The organism is Pontibacillus salicampi (genome assembly GCF_042434395.1).
GTDB classification, from domain to species: domain Bacteria; phylum Bacillota; class Bacilli; order Bacillales; family BH030062; genus Pontibacillus; species Pontibacillus salicampi.
This window is the reverse complement of the sequence record NZ_JBHLTP010000013.1, coordinates 351,952-370,728: the sequence shown is the minus strand read 5'-3', so window position 1 is coordinate 370,728 and position 18,777 is coordinate 351,952. Positions and strand designations below refer to the sequence as shown.

The window sequence follows — 18,777 nt, the reverse complement described above, 5'->3', positions numbered from 1 at the left end:
TTTTATAGGATATAGCGTAATCCTGTATATCTATTTTTATCAAATTATTCTAATCAACTAATCCAATTAACCCACCTTCATTTGTATAAAAATGTTACAAACAAAACTTTTCGCCTAATACTTTATGATCTCAACAGCACGAAATTTTTCTTATATTTACTTAAATTTTACATAAACAACAACTACTAGGAGGAATCACATTCACATGAAGAAATCCACATCCCTATTGTCATTTCTAACCAAATCTATTCAAAGACAAATACTTATCCCTTTCTTACTATTAATATGTATTGGTGGTCTTGCTGTGGCTGCTGTAAGTTATTTCTCTAGCGTTTCTAGAACAACGGATGAGCTAGTAAATAGCGTAGAGCAGCAAATGATTTCGCTGGACGCTTCCTTTGACAAATTCTTTGATTCTCAAGAACAAATCATTAACAACTATGCGGAAAGCAAACAGCTGCAAAACTATGAATCCTTTAAAGAAGAAGCATTGTTATCCTTAGTTGATACAGACGAAATGAACGACACCGTCTCCAACCTTTACTTCGGAGTAGAGGATTCCGGCGAAACGATTATGTCTGCCAGTGTCTCCCTTCCTGAAGGATTTGATCCTCGTGAACGTCCGTGGTACAAAGCTGCTGTGGAACAGCAAGGAGAAACGATTTGGACCGATCCTTATCTTACAGAGGGAGAGGAAAACGGCATCATTATCAGTGCAGCAAGAGCTGTCATGAAGGGGGAAGAGCTGGTTGGTGTTATTTCAATGGACATTAATCTCGATTCCTTTGCCAACATCATTGACGGGGTAACAATAGGGGAAAAGGGATACGCCGCTTTATTGGGCACAGATGGGACCTTTTTGATGCATCCTGAAGGCTCTTATATTGGTAAAGACGTTTCAGACTCTGATTATTATCAAAAACTAACCGCTCAGGATAAGGATAGCGGAATTGTCAACTATACCCTGGACGGTGCCAAAAAGGCGATGGGGTATTCTATTAACGAAAGAACAAAGCTTATTCTGCTTGGATCTGTTTATAAGTCGGAGTTTGCTAGTAAAGCTACCCCGATACTAATCCCGATTGCTATCAGCCTTGGTATTGTTATTGTGTTATCGGTCTTATCCTCCTTCTTCATCACGAGAAGACTTACAAAGCCTATTGTCCAGCTTCAAGAGGACATGAAAATAGTACAGTCAGGCAACCTTCAGCAAAACCTGAATCAGTCTCGAAGCGATGAAATCGGACAGCTTTCTCAGTCAGTACACGAAATGAAGGAAAGCTTACGGGATATCATTCGAAATGTCTCTAACGCCTCTGAAGCAGTTAGCAGCCAATCGGAAGAGCTGAGTCAATCCGCTAGTGAAGTACGAGAGGGTAGCGAACAAATCGCCTCTTCTATGCAGGAACTAACGTCGGGAGCGGAATCCCAAGCGAATAGCTCTTCTACCTTGTCAGAGATGATGGATGACTTTACTCGAAAAATTAAACATGCTCATGAAAGCGGAGCCGACGTATCCTCTTCCTCTCAGCAGGTATTGTCGATGACAAAAGAGGGCAGCGTGCTTATGAAAAAGTCCGTCGATCAAATGATGACGATTGACTTAATTGTGAAGGAGGCAGCGGAGAAGGTTCAAGGCTTAGACAAGCAATCACAGGAAATCTCAAAGCTCGTAGAGGTCATTCGAAATATTGCAGATCAGACAAATTTGCTTTCTTTAAATGCTGCCATCGAAGCTGCACGTGCAGGAGAGCACGGAAAAGGATTTGCCGTTGTTGCTGATGAGGTTCGTAAACTCGCAGAGCAAGTATCAGCATCGGTAGGTGAAATTACCACCATCGTACAGAACATCCAAACCGAATCCAATCTTGTAGCCACTTCCCTTGAAGCTGGGTACCATGAGGTAGATGAAGGATCTAAGCAAATTAAAGTTACAGGAGAAACGTTTGACAACATCTCCCATGCCGTCACAACCATGGTAGATAAAATACAATTCATCTCCGCTAATTTAGACGATATAGCTGATAACAGCTCCCAGATGAATGAATCCATCGAAGATATTGCCGCAGTATCAGAGGAATCTGCTGCTGGCATTGAACAAGCAGCAGCCTCCGCTCAACAGTCCAGCAGCTCTATGGAAGAAGTATCCCATAGCGTCAACGACCTGGCTAAACTAGCCCAGCAGCTGTCGGAGCAAGTAGAAAAATACCAAGTATAATACAGCTATCCCCCTGAGCATGAGCCCAGGGGGATAGTTGTATATAGTCCAAATAGGTATGATAGCTGGAATCCAAATGAACGGGCGCTCCTTTCCACTCTTGTCCAAACCTTCTTCATACAAAGGCAATGGACCTTCCTGATCTCCTATCTGAGCGCAATGTAAACATAATCAAATTCCTAACATACAACAAACCAATCCAGCCTATAGCATTCCTTAGCTGGATTGGTATTGTATTCTACATATTATTCATTTTGTTTATTTGGAAAGGCGTTCTTTAATCGCTTCGATAACATCCTCTACAGAGGCATTGGCCTGCCCTTCTGTATCACGAATGACTTGCTCCATCACTTCTTTAATCTGTCTCGCTTCCACGGGGTTGTCCTCCAAACCTGTCTATCGTCGTTTGTATATTCTATTCGACAATGTACCCGTATGTTTGTAGGTGCAAACCTAATTGGCTAATTTTGGTGTTCAGAAAAAAGGATGGGAGAGCTTGCTTCATTGGTGGGCCAAAGCCAGGGTATCATACTTCCATCTCTACAAGTCGTTTCTCTTTAGCAGAGCGATAGGCAGCAAGCGCTACGGACATTGCTTGAAGACCATCTTCTCCAGTAATAGTCACATCTTTACCCGATTGGATCCGATATACAAAGTCTTCTATTAAACGCTGATCCATGTCAGCCCCCGTAAAGACTTGGGTGTACGTACTATCATCGCGATTGGTATAAAGGTGAAGATGGTCTGCGAGAGCGTCTACATATATACGCCCCTTTGTTCCGATTACCTCTAACGTTATATCTCCCCATGCCGGATAGGCATCACTTCTCGACCAGCTCGGGTCGTGAGTCGCCATTACGCCATTGGCAAACTGAAGAGTAAGAATACCAGCATCGTCCACCTGCTCATCTGTAAAAAGGGTGTCTACCTCCGCGTGAACCTGAGCCACTTCCTCATTCATTATCCATCGCATCATATCCACGATATGAACTGTATGATCAAGTACTGCTCCACCTCCAGAAAGAACGGGATCTACAAACCAGCCTCCTGGATTTTGTCCACGATTAGTGCCTCTCATCGCAACTATATCACCAATAGCACCATCTGTGATAGCTAGCTTTAATTGCTGCATTGGCTCAGCGTATCGAACTGGAAAAGCGGTTTGCAGCTGGACACCCTCCTCCTTACATATCCGAATCATTTCCTTAGCGTCCTCTACGGTCGTGGCTAAAGGTTTTTCACACAGAATATGCTTTTTGGCTCGGGCAGCTTCCAGTACATGCTGTTTATGGTGAACATTTTCACTGCATATGAGTACAGCGTCCACCTCCACTGCTAGTAGTTGTGGTAAAGAGGCTACATACGCAGCTTCGAATCGTTCTGCCATTTCCATCCCACGAGTTACATCCTCATCATAAATACCAACGAGTTCCACCCCATCTATCGCTTTAACGGCTTCCGCATAGCTCACTGCATGCATATGGGCAAAGCTTATGATTGCTATTTTCATCCTTGCACCTCCACCTCCTGCACTTCGTTCCTTGAACAGGATTGTATCAGCATAGCACCAATGTCATCCAGCCCTTTGAGCTCCCTAGCTGTTATTCGCTGGGTTTCATTGTAATGTAATTGCTTGTTTTCCCCTTCTCGCGAAAGACTACCTGATGCTTTCTCCCACAAGAACGATTGAGCTGGCTCACTGCGATACTGCATATTCCCTTCTGATCCTGATATATCGAATTCCCATACCGGTTCAAGATAATTCGTCTGCATCCACTCTATTTGGACAACAGCACCAGAAGCCATCCGCAGCGTTCCGATGAAGTGCTCAAACCCATCCCTCCCATTTTTTCTGCCAAACACACGTCTCACCGACCCAAACCCTGCCATTGCAAATGATATATGCTTTAACAGAGAGGGATAAAACTCCGCATCTACGGTACGCTCCAGCATTCTTCCCATCAAAGGATCGCCGACTTTTCCTCTATGTAAGAGGTATACCATGTTCCTTGTCGTTGGCTCTCTTGTCCAGCTGTCTGTTAGTAAAAAGGGATGCTCCTCCTCTAGGTTGTATTGTTGAACAATCCTTACTGCTTGCTCCATACAGCATTGGATAGGAATACCTCCTGCAGCAGCTTTTTCTATTGGTACTTGTACAAGTGTTTCCTTGCTTCCTACGGACAGTATTTGCATCATTCTCCTCCTTACACTAATGCCAGCAAATTATTAACTGATTGCTCCACTGACTCTTTGGCATCATGCTGACCTTCGTATTCAATCGAATACCAGCCGTCATATCCTATACTCCGAAGCACCTGCACTATATGATGCAGATTGACCTCCCCATCCCCTGCGACAATACCTGCGACTCTACTACCATCTGCCCCCTGAAAGGAAGGACCTTGGTACGATGGTGATACCCTTTGAAAATCCTTAAAGTGGACGTGCTTTACCTCCTCTTTTAATACCGATAACGCCGCTTCAGGGGACTCTCCCACTAACAGAAAATTGCCGGTGTCAAAGGTGCTGCCAACATAAGAGGAGCCTACGCTCTCTATAATCTCTTTTACCTGCTTACTGTTCCCTGCGAAAAGGCCGTGGTTTTCAATGGCCAGGGTAATTCCTCGCATCTCGGCATATTCTGCGCATTCTTTCATGCAGGCAATAATCCAGGAAAGGCCCTCCTCTTGACTCACGCCCTCCTTCGCATCTCCACAAAAAATTCGTACGATATTTGTTCCTAAAACGTAGGCAATATCGATATCTCGCTTCACCTTGTGCACCTGGGAGCGGCGAGCATCGCTATCCCGGTGCACAAAATCGTTGGAGGTGTCATAAGCAGACACAGGCAAATTCTCTCTTTCCAAAGCAGCTAGAACACGCGTTACATCAGCTGCATCACACCAATACATGTCCAAAAGCTCAACTCCGTCACAGCCAATAGATTTAGCAAAACGAATAAAGTCAAAGACATCCCAGTAGTGCTGCTTTACATACGCGTCAAGACTGTACATACTGACACTTGTCCTCATCCCATGACCTCCTGCTTGTCAAAGCGTATTTCCCGCCTTTGGCGTGCCGATTCATATATTCCAACAAGCATCTTCATTACTTCAACACCATCAGATACCGGACTAATTGGTGCTTCTTCATACCGACAGCTTTTCACGAAGTGAGCTATTTCATTATTGAAGGCGTTCTCGAAATCAAAGGAAGGATGATCGATTTGTGGAGTTATATTTAAGATGGTATTATGCTTCTCTGTAATAATGTGAAGTTCCGGTTCTAGTTCCGCCCCTCCTTTATCGCCGTACAAGCAAGCGGCAAGCTGATTTTCCTTTTGATGAAGACTAAAGCTGACATCCACAAGCAGTGAGGCACCATTATCAAAGCGAAGCATCGCATTAGCCATGTCTTCAACAGAGTTTACGTTTGGGTCGTAATCTGCTGTTTGGTAGAACGATAGATGTTCAATATTGGATCGATTTCCAAGCTTATGATACGTATTACCGACAACAGAAGTGAGCTTGGGTCTGCCCATGAGATACCAGCACAAATCTATCATATGAACACCAAGATCCATGACTGGTCCTCCCCCTGCACGGAGTTTATCTGCGAACCACCCGCCAGGATTCCCTATTCTTCTTGTGCACGTCGCTTTACCGTAATAGATTTCTCCGAGCTCCCCATTATCAATGAAACGTTTCAACACCTTAGCATTGGTTCCATGTCTTCTAACAAAGCCGACCTGGAGTATCTTTCTGCTTTCCTTTACAGCCTGTTCTATCCTCGCTGCTTCCTCGAGATTCACGCATAAAGGCTTTTCGACTAAGACGTGCTTTCCTGCTTTGAGAGCTTGAATAGCAATTTCCGCATGGGAATTATTCCACGTACAAATACTCACTGCCTCTACCTCATCCAGTTCTAGAATATCTTCGTAGTGATTAAATGCATGGTAAGCACCACATTCGTCCGCCTTTTGCCTGGCTCGATTTACGTTATGGTCACTTACTGCCACGACTTCGACATCCGACAGCTTCTGATACCCATGAATGTGACAATCAGCAATCCCGCCAGCTCCAATTACGGCAACCTTCATGAAACTCCTCCTCTATCCATCTTGAATTCTCGCAAACGATTAGCCTCGTCTTATGTATAAGCATATGTAAGCGATTTACATAATTCAATGTAGAGTATTGTCGTATTGATTTTTTATCCTATTAACGACAGTCCGGATCCTTGAAAAAGGGCGATTTTATAGGCTTTATTTAAAGACATATTAAAGACTTGTCTTTAATTGAAATCCTACTTACAATAAATTTAACCAATATTTTTCAGAAAATTTATACAATGAGGTGATCATGTGTTAACTGTACAGGAACTAGAAGAAGCGTTAGCAGCTCCAACTGATGAGTTAATCGAAGATTTAGCACAGCTGGATGGAGATATTATGATTCTTGGTGTAGGGGGGAAGATGGGACCAAGCTTAGCGAAGCTGGCTCAAAATGCTATTCAAAAAGGGAAACTTGGCAAGAAGGTTTACGGGGTTTCCCGCTTCTCCTCAGGAACACTGCAACAGGAGCTTGAGGCTTGTGGAATAGAAACCATTGCAGCTGACTTATTAAAGGAGGAGGACCTGGCAGGCCTGCCGAATGTGAAAAATATTATTTATATGGCAGGTAATAAATTTGGGACTACTGGCAATGAGCACTTCACATGGGCAATGAATGCATACCTCCCAGGCAGAGTTGCAGCCACCTTCCCTCATTCTCGCATCGTTGTCTTTTCAACCGGTAATGTGTATCCGCTTACCCCTATACAAGCGAGTGGCGCAAAGGAAAAGGATCCTGTTGGCCCTGTTGGGGAATATGCACAATCCTGTCTTGGAAGAGAACGTGTCTTTACGCACTTTTCGCACAAGCATCATATTCCTATGGTGATGTTCCGTCTTAACTACGCCATTGATATGCGCTATGGTGTTCTACTAGAAATCGCCCAAAAAGTAAATAATCTTAAGCCAATCGATGTGACAATGGGACACGCAAATGTTATTTGGCAAGGAGATGCTAACAGCTATGCACTCCGTTCGCTGCTATACTGCCAAACCCCTCCGACCGTGTTAAATATTACAGGTCCAGAGACCATATCTATCAGGAGGATTGCCGAGGAGTTTGGAGAACTGTTTCAGAAGGAGCCGTTATTTGTAGGAGAAGAACAAGATACTGCTTTGCTGTCTAACGCGGCAGAATCATTCCGTCTTTTCGGCTATCCATCTGTATCGTTACAGCAAATGATAGATTGGACTGGTACATGGGTGCTCAATGAAGGGGAAACGATTAATAAACCAACTCATTTCCAGCAACGAAAGGGTGCATTTTAATGTTGAATAGCGCAGTTCATGAAAAGCTCCAGCAAGGCGGCGTTATCCCCGCTCATCCTCTTGCCTTGAACGAGGATAAGACGCTAGATGAAGCTGGTCAACGAGCTCTTACCCGCTATTACATGCAAGCAGGTTCAGATGGAATTGCAGTAGGTGTACACACGACGCAATTTGAGATTAGAGACCACGGTCTGTACGAAACCGTATTACGTCTTGCCATGGAAGAGGTGGAAAGGCGTGATCTATCCCGTCCATTTATTAAAGTAGCTGGTGTATGTGGTCCTACCGAGCAAGCAGTGGAAGAAGCAAAGCTTGCAAACTCCATCGGCTATGATCTCGCATTACTCAGTATGGGAGGATTACACCACCTCAGTGAAGAACAACTATTAGAAAGAACAAAAGCAGTTGCAGCCATTATGCCCGTCTTTGGCTTTTATCTGCAGCCTGCTGTAGGCGGCCGGGTGCTTTCCTTCGATTTCTGGAAGGCATTTGCAGAAATCCCAAACGTATTGGCTATCAAACTAGCACCGTTCAACCGGTACCACACACTGGAGGTGGCAAAAGCAGTTTGCCATTCTACTAGAAAAGACGAGATTGCCTTATATACTGGTAATGACGACAATATTGTTGTTGATTTACTCACCACCTTTCAATTTACAGTAGATGGCGTTCTTGTCGAGAAAGAGATTGTCGGCGGACTGCTAGGTCACTGGGCTGTTTGGACGAAGCGTGCTGTCGAGCTGTTTGAGCAGGTGAAGCAGGTGAAACGCAGCGGCGAGATGGACTTATCCCTGTTAACTCTCGCTCAAGAGGTGACAGATACAAATGCGGTTCTGTTTGATGCAGCTAACCAATTCAAAGGCTGCATAGCTGGTATTAATGAAATACTCGCTAGACAAGGGATTTTGAAGGGTGCCTGGTGCTTATTGGATCAGGAGAGGCTAAGCCCGGGACAGAGCGCTGCCATTGATCGTGTGTACAAGGAATATCCCCATTTAACAGATGATGATTTTGTCCAGAAGCATATAACAGAAGGAAGACCAAACTAATAAGGAGGATGGAAGGATGAAGGATATTACCATACGTATTGGCGTGATAGGACCTGTATCAATTGGAAAGGATATTCAAGCAGTCATGGCCTCCTTCCCGAACTTCCATCCTGTTTATCGGTTCTCCGATGATGTCATGGATGCGCCCCTTTATACGCAGGAAGTAATATCAGAAGGAGTAGAGGTTCTTTTTTATTCCGGTTACCTTCCCTATTCTTTATCCCAGCCCTACATACCAGCTCATATTCCAGCCCATTATATTCCGTTAAAAGGATCAGGACTATTTAGGGCATTATATAAATTGCACAAGCACGCTGACAAAATGGACCACATCTCCATTGACTCGATTCACCCGTCCCATTACAAGCAGGCTGCAGCAGAGATTGGCGAAACGTCTACCTTTTACCCTTATCCACAATCCATATCCTTTGAAAAAACGAAGGATATTGTAACGCATCACGTACATCACTATCAACATCAAACGACGACAGGAGTCCTGACGGGGCTTAAGGAGGTTCGAGATGAGCTGGAACAGCACCATGTTCCTGTCCAATGGATTGTCCCGACCAAAGAGGATATTACCGTCGCATTAGAGAGAGCGTTACTGTCGACTGAATCGAGAAAAAGCCGGGAGTCTCAAATCGTCTTTGGTCTTTTGCGTATTGATGACTATGACCAGATGCTTTCAAGAGAGCATTCTGAAACGGGGATCCAGCGTTTAAACTTACAGCTCCATAAGCTGCTCCTCGATTATATGGACCAATTAGAAGGGTACGTAACAGAACTCAATCGGGAGGAGTACCTGTTTGTTACGACTCGGGGTGTATTTGAACGAGTCACAGAAGGGTATAAATATATTCCACTGCTGAAAGAATCTAAGCAGCGCTTCAACCTCTCCTTGAGCATCGGGATAGGCTTCGGCTTTTCCTCCAGAGAAGCTGGCAGTCATGCGCGTATTGCCCTTCAACAGGCTCAGGATTACGGAAAGGGAACTTGCTTTATCGTTCGAGAGAATAAAAGTGTGATGGGACCTGTAGAAATGGGCCCTCCTCTGTCCTATGAAGTAGCTGTTACAGATACGAAGCTATTGGAAAATGCAAAAAAAGCAGGTATGACACCTGCTTATGTTACCAAGCTATTATCGATGATTCAGCGCAAAGGGCTAAATCAATTTACTGCCCAGGAGCTAGGCGATTTGCTCGCGATTACAACTCGAAGTGCACACCGCATTTTACTGCAGTGGCAGGATGCTGATCTAATTGAGGTTATCGGAACCGAAAAAATATCTACCCGCGGTCGTCCTCGTCAAATCTACCGTTTAAAGGAAGTAGAAGCAGGAGCATAACCAGCCCCACTATACCATTAGGCTCAGCTTGGTGGCTGGTCCTATCTCCTTCTTAGCCCGATGAAGACGAGATTTGACGGCAGATTTAGAAAGATGAAGCTTTTGAGCAATCTCTTTTTCCTGTAATTGATCATAGTAGTTTAATTGAAATACCTCCTGAAGCTTAGGGGACAGCTTCTTCATGTGTCCCTTTACAGTTTCCTCTACCCACGCCTTTTCCAACTCCTGTTCCACGTCAGAAGTATGGTCACGTTGCATGTACAATAATTTCGGCACCTGCTCCTCTTCTAACAATATTTCCTTTTTATGCTTCCTAATATAATCAATTGCTGTATTTCTGGCAATCGTCGACAGCCACGCTTTCATCTTTAACGGATCCTTCAATGCACATTCTTTTTGATATGCCTTCCAAAATGTTTCCTGCAGCACGTCCTCCGCTAAACTAGTATCCTTCGTGACTTGATAGGCGATGGAATAGACGAGATTATAGTATTGGTGAAATAGCTGATGAAAATCAGTCACTGGCTTTCCCTTCCCTTTTTGAATATCTATGTAGGGGCCGTATAAGCCCCCTTCTATCAAAACTGACTCTTAATCCAATCTGGAGCATCCTCTTCTGTATAGTAATAGACCATTGGATTGTCTGATTTATACGTATATATTGCTACTGTATAGGTTGCATCTCTAGCATTATCCACAGCCGTTTGGAGGACGGTCTCAATCTTCTCCTCTTCTGAGGTGGAAATTGTCTCCGCTTCTTCTTCAGTAAATGGAAACTCTTGGTTTGAACCTTCTACCATCACCTTTACTTCCTTAACATCCTTTGCCTTTACATAGACTTGGTCATAAAGGCCTTGCTCCTTCAGCCACTCCCCTACGTGTGAGAAGCTTTGTGGGATAGGAGCATACTCCCCGCGATTACCTACAATCACTTCCAATGAAGTAATTACACCTTTAGGATGGACAAGCTCATCATAAGAGGCCTCGACAATATCTTTTTCTAAACGAGAAAGCAGCTCTTTTCTATCTTCTAAGTCATATACCGGAATTCTTTCATTCTCTCCGTAGCTATCAAGGTGCATAGCGTCAATGGATTCGAAAGGAAATGCGATGGCTCTATAATTCAGCTTCTTATATTCATCCAACGTATAAAGCATTTTCCATTTCTGTTCCATTTGTTCAACCGGAACATTGAATTCGCGGTGCATTTTCTTGCCATTTTTCAAATAGTACGTAATAAACAAGGAATCACTGTATCGTCCTGGAAGTGGATTAGCAAGAGAAATGACCTCCTCATGCACCTTCCTGATGACATCTATACTCTCACGCTCCTCAATCATCGACAGCTCTTCTTCAGAGTAATCGGTGTACCGATAGGAGTGAGAGTCTATATACACCTTTTCAATGTCTTCTGTTTCCGGAATAGCTGACTCATAGTCCGTCCAATCCCATAAGGTTAATCCAAGAGCTGCAGCTGCTATGACAGCATAGACAGCAAACCCTTTTACGTATCGGAAAGAGAACACGCGCCACGTTTTCGCAAGCAGCATGATAGCCAGTAAATAACCAATTACCGCACCGCCAACATACCCAAAGATAATCCAAGGATAGCTCTGCTGTACCATTCCAAAATACGTACCCGCTAGCAGCATGAAGCAGAAGGTCACCCCAAAGATAAAGATTGGCTTCAATCCGCTAAATACAATGGCCTGAGCAGCTCTTTCCTGTGGACGCTTTTGGTAGAGCACGATGGCAGTAAGATAAAACAGGATAGAAATACCGCCATACACCATCCACTCCACCGCTCCTAGCGACGATGATGAAGTCATGGCTGCATTGGACAGGATATGCGTAATCGGCGAAAATGCAGTTATATAAGGTTCCATAATATAATTTGCTGGAAAGCCCACCCTGACAATATCTAATTGGAAGATAAACAATAGCAATATACCAGATGGAAACAGCAATAATATATATGTTAATACTGCTTGAACAGCTGAAAGCCCTGTCAGCACCCCGACAAGCACGCTCGAAGTGAACACGAGTATAGTGACGATGGTCATTAGAATTGTCCAATACCCTAAGTCACTAAAGGAAAAATAGATTCCCACATTCATAGTAAGGTGCATTATCGACAGCAGGATACTGACTACCCATATCGGAACCAATAGCAGGAATAAGCCTGACATCATCTGATGATGAAAGAGCTTTTTTCGACTAATGGGCAAACTATGTGTAAAATCCGAAGCTCCTCGGACATGCATGTATCGAAATAGGAAAACTGCCATCAGTACTGGCATAAGAAATAGGAAAAATAATTGTATTTCATAGTAAAAGAGGTGAAAGAATAAGCCCTCCTCCATTTCAGAGGGAATGTATTCGTACTCCTTCCCTCTATCCATTAAGATAGTTAATGGAAGGAAAAACAATAGTGCAGCTAAATAAACGATACTAATCCAGCCCACATTTCGTACATTTTGCTTCCATATTTCCCTGTTAAACAAGGACATTTTGGATGTCATACCCAACGCCCCCCATCTCGTAAATAAAAATCTCATCCAGTGTAAGTGTGAGTCGATCGTATATAATCGGTTGATAGCTTGTTATAATGCGCTCCACATCTTCTTGTGCTCCACGGACGATAAGCAGCTGAACACTGCCTCTTTTTTCTTCATATACGATATCCAATGCATCGTGAAGGTTCGTTTCTTCCTTAAACGCAACCTGAATTTTGTGTACATCATCCTTTAGTTCATCCATTTCCTTCTCGAGCAGGATGGTTCCTTTATGTAGAATCCCAATGTGGTCACACATATCCTCAACCTCTCGCAAATTGTGGGAGGAAATAAGAACTGTCATGTCCCGGTCTGCTACATCCTGGATAATAAAATGCTTCACCTTTTTCCGAATAACGGCATCTAACCCATCAAATGGTTCATCAAGAATGAGGAGGTCGGGCATTGTCGATAAGGATAGCCAAAAAGCTACCTGGCGCTGCATCCCTTTAGAAAAATGGCTTATTTTCTGGTGCTCGTCTAGTTGAAACACGTCCTTTAATTTGGCATAACGCTCTTCATTCCAGCGAGGGAATAAACTGCGATAATAGTTAGCCATCTGGCGTGTAGTATATTGCGGGAGAAAATATAATGAATCCGATAAAAACTGCATTCTCCCTTTTATCTCCACGTTTTCAAAAATTGCTTCCTGCTGTACGCGAACTTCCCCTGATGCTTGCTTTACGATGCCAGCGACGATACGCATTAGAGTGGTTTTACCAGCTCCATTCGATCCTAATAGCCCGTAAATAGAACCCTTTTTCACTTGAAATGACACATCGTTTAATACTAGTTCTTTATCGAATTTCTTATGTACGTTCGTTACTTCTATCACGTGTATCCCCTCCCTTAGCTTCGTGAATCAGTTGTGTAATTTCCTCTATAGTGACCCCTATATATAGGGCTTCTGAAATAAGCTTGCGCAGCTCTTCCTTCTTTTCTTTTTGTTGCTGTTCATTCTCAGACATACTAGTAGGTGTCACAAAGCTGCCTCGTCCCTTCAGAGAATAGATATACCCTTGTGCCTCCAGCTCCCGATACGCCTTTTGAATCGTATTCGGATTAATGGAAACTTGCTTTGCTAAATCTCTTACAGAAGGAAGCTTCTCATCTTCTTGTAATACGTTATGAATCATTAACTCCTTCAATCGTTCCATGACCTGTTCATAAATAGGAGCACGACTTCTCGGATCAATTTCGAACATCTATACACCTCCTGCTTAGGATAGATTTTCAACTGTATTAACTGTATTATGGTTACTAGTACACTAAATAGTATATGCTATCTTTTCACAAATGAGAAGAGGGAAAATAAAAAAATCTCTTCGAAAGGAAATCATTCCGAAGAGATGGAGGCTAACCGTGTAATACTTGTTCGAGCTTTTGAATACTACGCTCCCAGGACCATTGACTGGCAGTTGCCTGCCCCTGAGCGGCAAGCTGCTCTCGAAGAGCTGGATTGTGAATAAGCTGGCTGATGTGCTCTTTAACGTAATATTCATATGGATACGATACGAGACAGTTGACACCGTTATTCGTGTAATCGGAGTTACCTCCGTTATAAGTCGTAACAAGAGCGGCACCACATTTCATGGCTTCAAGCCCAGGCAAGGACGCAGAGTCATAAATGGAGGTATTAACGAAGATATGAAGCTGGTTGTATAGAGCATTCAATTCCATATCATTACTTGGTGTGTGGAAGTGAAAGGGGGTAGTTCGCTGTAAAAGCTGAAGTCGTTCTGAAGATTGAAACTCCACAGGCGGGGTAATAAGATGGATATCTACAGAAGGATGCTCCCTTTTAATGGTTCGTAATACACTGATTAAATAATCCTGCTGGCGATGCCAATTTTCATCCCCAAGCCTTCTAACCACCGCTCCAATTTTTAATGGATGAGGCGTTCTAACATGGTCATTATGAAAGGCTCTGCTTACTCCGACGGGAACAATAGGACAATCAAGTCCATGGATTAGCTTCATCAGCTGTTGCTGCCAGGTAGAAAGTACGATTACATTGCTTGTTTGCTGATAGCTCAGGAACGTTTCACTCGTGCCGTCCATTAAGGCCGGCTCATAACATAAACTAATTCTAAGATGGCGGCCTTTCCCTTGCTGACTAGCCTTTTCCGCTTCCGGTACAAGCGTGTACCAGTTGGAAATAATAACATCTCCCATCCGATAATCCTCAGCTGAAATAGTTGCCTTAGGGATGCGTTTAAGCTTAGCGGTTACGTCATACGCTACTTCTGCAAACGATGGGATAACAATCTCTACATCATGGCCCCTTGCCACAAGACCATTGGCTAATTCCGCCAGCATCCGTTGTGCCCCACCCTTACAAAGCGTTAATACACCAAAGGTAATTCTCATATACCTTCCCCCTTTCGATAATAATGTAGAATATCTTGTATGCTATGCTCTAACGTATAGGTGGAACCCCACCCTAACGCCTCGGTCCTTCCTATATCGGGCATTTTTCCAACCTCGTACTGATACAGAGAAAAGTTAGCCCGAACGTTAACCTTTGAAGCTTTATCAAATTCGCTTACCACATGCTCCATTGTCATATGCTGTCCCGTACCGATTTCATAAACGATACCTGACTCTCCGCTCTCCAGCACCTGTCGATAGGCTCGCACTGCATCCCGGACATCCAATAGGTCGAGCATTTTCAGACCATTATCTAAATCAAACGTTACATTTTCCTCTCCATTTGCTTCCGCTGCAGCAACGCGTCTTCCGATAATTGCTGTAATCCCTGCTCCCGCTCCAGGTCCCAATAAATTAGTTGTATTCACAAAGTAAATAGACAGCTGATAAAGCTCTTCCCAGGCTGCTCCAATTTGCTCCTGAATGGATTTGGAAAAACCATACGGATGAAGGATGGGAAAGAGCGTAGGATTGCGCTGCAGCATAGACCCGACAAGCAGCACCTGACAAGTGGGGACATAGGTCCTGACCGCTTCTACTACATAAAGGGTGCTGAGCGCATTCGTTTCCATAAACTCAACAGGATCAGACCAGGACGCACCAGCGTGATTTAAACAAGCAAGATGAACAATCATATCGGGTTGCACGCTCTGAAGGAGAGCTTCCACCTCGTCACGCTTAGTCACATCACACTGGATAAAGGGCGCTGCGCGGGGTGTACGACTAACAGGAATCACCTCGTACCCGTGCTGCTCAAATTCCTTTATAGCATGCTGTCCTGTATAACCGCTCGCACCTGTTATGAGCACTTTTTTACGTGTAGTCATGGAGCATCATCCATTTCCTTAACTCAACCAGCATTTCCTTAATTGTCTTGTGTTCATACTGAATATCCGACCGTGTGTTTCGCAAGGTCTTATCACTAATGTGCTTGGAAAGTCGATGAATGTCGATATCCTTCTCAAACACTTCCTTCATCAGGAGTAACAAATCGTATTTGGATACAGCAATTTTACACGTTAACTGATACAAACCATGCCAGTGCTCGTTAAGAGCTCGATGAATAAAGAAGGCTAGCTCGAGAGTTGTAACTCCGTTCCAAAACACATGATCATAGCCATTCACTTCCCTCTGCTGCTTCATAAACCAATGAAATAACCCAATACCATCCTTCTTTTCCGGACCGATAATCGATGTTCTAATAGTAAGATGAGGGGGTTCTATAATTTCTCCTAAGCTTTTTGTCCGTCCATATACACTAGAGCTATCGGGTTCATCCGCTTCCTGATATGCTCCTCTTTTGCCAGAAAAGACACAGTCCGTGCTGATATGAATAAGTCGCCCTCCATATTCCTCTACCGTTTCCTTAATGATATGGGGCAGCAAGCTGTTAATACGGATAGCATCCCCTGGTGATTGCTCTGCTGTTTCATTTAACAAACCTATTGCATTAATGACGTAATCCGGCTGCACATCTAACAAAAGCTCTTTAACCTTCTCTTCCTGGAGACAATCTAAATAATATCCTTCCGTATGTCTTGTATTACGATGGGTATATAGTATTTCATCCTCACGCTCTTCCTGCAGAAGCGTTCGAATTACATGACCAGCCATGCCATTTCCGCCTAGCACTAAGATTCTCAAGATAGGAAACCACCTTTATGCAGAAGCTTCTTAAGTTCCTCCTTGTTCATAATATTGTTTCTGGAGCTGTAATTCGTCAGGTTTGCTTTCGGATAGGTATCATAATGATTTTTCAGCTGTGGTACTGGATAGGACGGTAGGATGATATAGTAGTCTGCGCCGTACTGAATCGTGGATTTACTCTCGAATTCGGTTAACAGGATTTCATCTACCTTCTCACCCGGTCTGATTCCTGTTTCTACCACTTGGACATGCTCCACACCGCTATGTTCAATTAATATATCTGCTAGATCCGTTATCATACAAGCAGGCATTTTCATGACGAATATCTCTCCGCCTTTACTCTCCTCGGTTGCTTCAAATAAAAGCTCAATCGCTTCCTGAATGGTAAGAAAAAAACGACTCATCTTCACATCCGTCATCCGAATCTGCTTAAAATGTTTAATTTGATCCTTAAACACATGTATGACACTGCCATTGGTTCCCAGTACATTCCCACCTCGGACACAAGCAAAGATAGTCTTTTCGGAATGAAGGTTTGCATTCACGATTAACCGTTCCCCCAGTGCCTTCGTCATTCCATAGAAATTAGATGGGTTAGCGGCTTTATCTGTTGAAATATACATTACCTTTTCCACCTGGTTTATAAGAGCTGCCTCTACGACATACTGCGTTCCAAGCACATTCGTTTTCATCGCCTCTAATGGCTGATACTCACAAATCGGCACATGCTTTAAGGCAGCAAGATGGTACACATAATCAGCGCCTCTCATCGAGTTAATGAGCGCCTCTTTATCCCGAACATCTCCAATAATAAACGTGAGACTTGGATGGTCGTTAAAATGCTGCTTCATTTGAAACTGACTCGATTCATTTCGAGAGAAGACACGAATTTCTTTAGGCTCTTTCTCCAGCAGCTGTTTTACCAGCTCATTTCCCCAGGATCCAGTCCCCCCTGTAACAAATATGGTCTTACCCTTCATGATAATCCCCTCTCATCAATAGTTTCACAACTTTACTCGACACATCCGGATCCAGGTACTCTATAGGACAGTTCCACTTTGTGTCACAAGCCATCATGACCCGAACCGCATCCACTATGGAAGCTGAATGAATACCGGATAATATATTACTCCCGCATTCCAGCGTTTCAGGACGTTCTGTCGTATTCCGCATCGTCACAGCAGGTATATGGAATATACAGCACTCTTCCTGCACGGTGCCGCTATCAGTCAGCACACATGCAGCGTGTTGTTCGAGGTGGACAAAATCAAAGAAGCCAAACGGCTTATGATATTGGACGAGCGGATGAGAGGATACACCTAATACAGAAAGCTTTTGCCTGGTACGAGGATGAATACTGCAAACAACCGGTAACTGGTACTCAGCCGCAATGTCCTGTAGGGCTGTCACAATTTCTGTAAGCTTTACAGGGTCATCTACACATTCAGCGCGATGAAACGTCGCTAGAAAATAGTTCTTTGGCTTAAGCTGTAAATTCTCCAGTACTGCCCTCTCCCTGATTGAGGTATCATACGCCATCAGCACTTCATAAATTGGATTACCTGTAACCATAATGCGGTTCGGTGCAATACCCTCCCGTAATAAATGCTGCTTACTCGTCTTTGTATAAGGCAAATTATAAGTAGAAGCCGTATCGATCAGCGTACGATTCTTTTCCTCAGGCACTCTCTTATCAAAGCACCGATTTCCAGCCTCCATATGAAAGACAGGAATGCCAAGCCGCTCAAGAAGAATAGCCGTAAGCGCACTATTTGTATCCCCTAACAATAGCGCTCGATCCGGTTGTTCCTGTTCAATAATCTCTTCTAAGCTGCTATACATCTCACCTAGCTGCTTGCCAAGCGTTGTATGTCCTTTCCCGAGCATGTAATCCGGCTGTCGGATGCCCATTTCTTCAAAGAACACGTCCTTTAGCTCTTTGGAGAAATTCTGTCCTGTGTGTACGAGTACATGTTGTGCTGCAAGCTGATCCAGTTTTTTTATAATTAAGCTAAGGCGGATGATTTCAGGTCTCGTACCCACAATTGTCATTACCTTCATACATCTCACTCCCCTGCCGTTTTTCCGTCGATCCACCTATATCGATCTTACTAATCTTTAGGTTATGTAATTACAGAAGGAATGACTGTACA

The 18,777-nt window shown here is 43.8% G+C and carries 17 protein-coding genes; 4 read left to right on the top strand and 13 right to left on the bottom strand.

The genetic code is table 11. From position 1 onward, the window contains the following. Positions 1-205: 205 nt before the first annotated feature. Positions 206-2,218: a methyl-accepting chemotaxis protein gene (locus ACFFGV_RS17325; protein WP_377350544.1), complete on the top strand. Its 2,013-nt coding sequence runs from the start codon at positions 206-208 to the stop codon at positions 2,216-2,218. Between the two features lie 526 nt (positions 2,219-2,744). Here ACFFGV_RS17325 and ACFFGV_RS17320 read toward each other — a convergent pair. Genes ACFFGV_RS17320 through ACFFGV_RS17305 form a run of 4 tightly spaced genes read right to left on the bottom strand, consistent with a single transcriptional unit; the run spans position 2,745 to position 6,317 of the window. Further along, a complete protein-coding gene (locus ACFFGV_RS17320) occupies positions 2,745-3,728 on the bottom strand; it encodes a Gfo/Idh/MocA family protein (protein ID WP_377350542.1) in 984 nt (327 codons plus the stop codon). Continuing rightward, positions 3,725-4,411 (bottom strand): hypothetical protein, encoded by a 687-nt coding sequence (locus ACFFGV_RS17315; RefSeq protein ID WP_377350540.1) that lies wholly within the window; start codon positions 4,409-4,411, stop codon positions 3,725-3,727. Before ACFFGV_RS17315 ends, ACFFGV_RS17320 begins: the two co-directional genes overlap by 4 nt. A gap of 11 nt (positions 4,412-4,422) precedes the next feature. Then, entirely contained in the window at positions 4,423-5,250 is an 828-nt protein-coding gene (locus tag ACFFGV_RS17310) for a sugar phosphate isomerase/epimerase family protein (protein WP_377350537.1), read from the bottom strand. Beyond that, entirely contained in the window at positions 5,247-6,317 is a 1,071-nt protein-coding gene (locus ACFFGV_RS17305) for a Gfo/Idh/MocA family protein (RefSeq protein WP_377350535.1), read from the bottom strand. The genes ACFFGV_RS17310 and ACFFGV_RS17305 overlap by 4 nt, the downstream gene beginning before the upstream one ends. 264 nt (positions 6,318-6,581) lie before the next feature. On the opposite strand from ACFFGV_RS17305, the gene ACFFGV_RS17300 reads away from it, so the two are divergent. From ACFFGV_RS17300 to ACFFGV_RS17290, 3 genes are read left to right on the top strand one after another with little or no spacing between them, the layout of a single operon-like run. Continuing rightward, positions 6,582-7,598 (top strand): NAD-dependent epimerase/dehydratase family protein, encoded by a 1,017-nt coding sequence (locus ACFFGV_RS17300; RefSeq protein WP_377350532.1) that lies wholly within the window; start codon positions 6,582-6,584, stop codon positions 7,596-7,598. Then, positions 7,598-8,647 carry a dihydrodipicolinate synthase family protein gene (locus ACFFGV_RS17295; protein WP_377350530.1) on the top strand — a complete coding sequence of 350 codons (1,050 nt, stop codon included), beginning with the start codon at positions 7,598-7,600 and terminating at the stop codon, positions 8,645-8,647. The genes ACFFGV_RS17300 and ACFFGV_RS17295 overlap by 1 nt, the downstream gene beginning before the upstream one ends. Before the next feature lie 16 nt (positions 8,648-8,663). Beyond that, on the top strand, positions 8,664-9,992 hold the full coding sequence (locus tag ACFFGV_RS17290) for a GGDEF domain-containing protein (protein WP_377350529.1): 1,329 nt from the start codon (positions 8,664-8,666) through the stop codon (positions 9,990-9,992). 9 nt (positions 9,993-10,001) lie between these two features. On the opposite strand, the gene ACFFGV_RS17285 is transcribed toward ACFFGV_RS17290, so the two are convergent. The 9 genes from ACFFGV_RS17285 to wecB form a co-directional block, all read right to left on the bottom strand. Beyond that, positions 10,002-10,514 carry an RNA polymerase sigma factor gene (locus tag ACFFGV_RS17285; protein ID WP_377350528.1) on the bottom strand — a complete coding sequence of 171 codons (513 nt, stop codon included), beginning with the start codon at positions 10,512-10,514 and terminating at the stop codon, positions 10,002-10,004. Positions 10,515-10,570: 56 nt separating this feature from the next. Continuing rightward, positions 10,571-12,514, bottom strand: coding sequence for a DUF6449 domain-containing protein (locus ACFFGV_RS17280; RefSeq protein ID WP_377350525.1), 1,944 nt, complete (start codon positions 12,512-12,514; stop codon positions 10,571-10,573). Next, positions 12,489-13,382 (bottom strand): ABC transporter ATP-binding protein, encoded by an 894-nt coding sequence (locus tag ACFFGV_RS17275; RefSeq protein WP_377350523.1) that lies wholly within the window; start codon positions 13,380-13,382, stop codon positions 12,489-12,491. The genes ACFFGV_RS17280 and ACFFGV_RS17275 overlap by 26 nt, the downstream gene beginning before the upstream one ends. After that, positions 13,357-13,752 carry a GntR family transcriptional regulator gene (locus ACFFGV_RS17270; RefSeq protein ID WP_377350520.1) on the bottom strand — a complete coding sequence of 132 codons (396 nt, stop codon included), beginning with the start codon at positions 13,750-13,752 and terminating at the stop codon, positions 13,357-13,359. The genes ACFFGV_RS17275 and ACFFGV_RS17270 overlap by 26 nt, the downstream gene beginning before the upstream one ends. A gap of 151 nt (positions 13,753-13,903) precedes the next feature. Continuing rightward, positions 13,904-14,917 carry a glycosyltransferase family 4 protein gene (locus tag ACFFGV_RS17265; RefSeq protein WP_377350518.1) on the bottom strand — a complete coding sequence of 338 codons (1,014 nt, stop codon included), beginning with the start codon at positions 14,915-14,917 and terminating at the stop codon, positions 13,904-13,906. Further along, positions 14,914-15,804 carry an NAD-dependent epimerase/dehydratase family protein gene (locus tag ACFFGV_RS17260; protein WP_377350516.1) on the bottom strand — a complete coding sequence of 297 codons (891 nt, stop codon included), beginning with the start codon at positions 15,802-15,804 and terminating at the stop codon, positions 14,914-14,916. Before ACFFGV_RS17260 ends, ACFFGV_RS17265 begins: the two co-directional genes overlap by 4 nt. Then, positions 15,791-16,621 (bottom strand): dTDP-4-dehydrorhamnose reductase family protein, encoded by an 831-nt coding sequence (locus ACFFGV_RS17255; RefSeq protein WP_377350512.1) that lies wholly within the window; start codon positions 16,619-16,621, stop codon positions 15,791-15,793. Before ACFFGV_RS17255 ends, ACFFGV_RS17260 begins: the two co-directional genes overlap by 14 nt. Beyond that, positions 16,618-17,604: a polysaccharide biosynthesis protein gene (locus tag ACFFGV_RS17250; RefSeq protein ID WP_377350509.1), complete on the bottom strand. Its 987-nt coding sequence runs from the start codon at positions 17,602-17,604 to the stop codon at positions 16,618-16,620. Before ACFFGV_RS17250 ends, ACFFGV_RS17255 begins: the two co-directional genes overlap by 4 nt. Then, positions 17,594-18,685, bottom strand: a complete 1,092-nt coding sequence (gene wecB / locus ACFFGV_RS17245; RefSeq protein WP_377350506.1) for a non-hydrolyzing UDP-N-acetylglucosamine 2-epimerase — start codon at positions 18,683-18,685, stop codon at positions 17,594-17,596. Before wecB ends, ACFFGV_RS17250 begins: the two co-directional genes overlap by 11 nt. Positions 18,686-18,777: the final 92 nt, after the last annotated feature.

What these genes read in the sequence shown, in the direction of transcription:
- ACFFGV_RS17325 (WP_377350544.1), top strand. Translation starts at nt 206, where the DNA reads ATGAAGAAATCCACATCCCTATTGTCATTTCTAACCAAATCTATTCAA.
- ACFFGV_RS17320 (WP_377350542.1), bottom strand. Translation starts at nt 3,728, where the DNA reads ATGAAAATAGCAATCATAAGCTTTGCCCATATGCATGCAGTGAGCTAT.
- ACFFGV_RS17315 (WP_377350540.1), bottom strand. Translation starts at nt 4,411, where the DNA reads ATGCAAATACTGTCCGTAGGAAGCAAGGAAACACTTGTACAAGTACCA.
- ACFFGV_RS17310 (WP_377350537.1), bottom strand. Translation starts at nt 5,250, where the DNA reads ATGAGGACAAGTGTCAGTATGTACAGTCTTGACGCGTATGTAAAGCAG.
- ACFFGV_RS17305 (WP_377350535.1), bottom strand. Translation starts at nt 6,317, where the DNA reads ATGAAGGTTGCCGTAATTGGAGCTGGCGGGATTGCTGATTGTCACATT.
- ACFFGV_RS17295 (WP_377350530.1), top strand. Translation starts at nt 7,598, where the DNA reads ATGTTGAATAGCGCAGTTCATGAAAAGCTCCAGCAAGGCGGCGTTATC.
- ACFFGV_RS17290 (WP_377350529.1), top strand. Translation starts at nt 8,664, where the DNA reads ATGAAGGATATTACCATACGTATTGGCGTGATAGGACCTGTATCAATT.
- ACFFGV_RS17280 (WP_377350525.1), bottom strand. Translation starts at nt 12,514, where the DNA reads ATGACATCCAAAATGTCCTTGTTTAACAGGGAAATATGGAAGCAAAAT.
- ACFFGV_RS17270 (WP_377350520.1), bottom strand. Translation starts at nt 13,752, where the DNA reads ATGTTCGAAATTGATCCGAGAAGTCGTGCTCCTATTTATGAACAGGTC.
- ACFFGV_RS17265 (WP_377350518.1), bottom strand. Translation starts at nt 14,917, where the DNA reads ATGAGAATTACCTTTGGTGTATTAACGCTTTGTAAGGGTGGGGCACAA.
- ACFFGV_RS17260 (WP_377350516.1), bottom strand. Translation starts at nt 15,804, where the DNA reads ATGACTACACGTAAAAAAGTGCTCATAACAGGTGCGAGCGGTTATACA.
- ACFFGV_RS17250 (WP_377350509.1), bottom strand. Translation starts at nt 17,604, where the DNA reads ATGAAGGGTAAGACCATATTTGTTACAGGGGGGACTGGATCCTGGGGA.
- wecB (WP_377350506.1), bottom strand. Translation starts at nt 18,685, where the DNA reads ATGAAGGTAATGACAATTGTGGGTACGAGACCTGAAATCATCCGCCTT.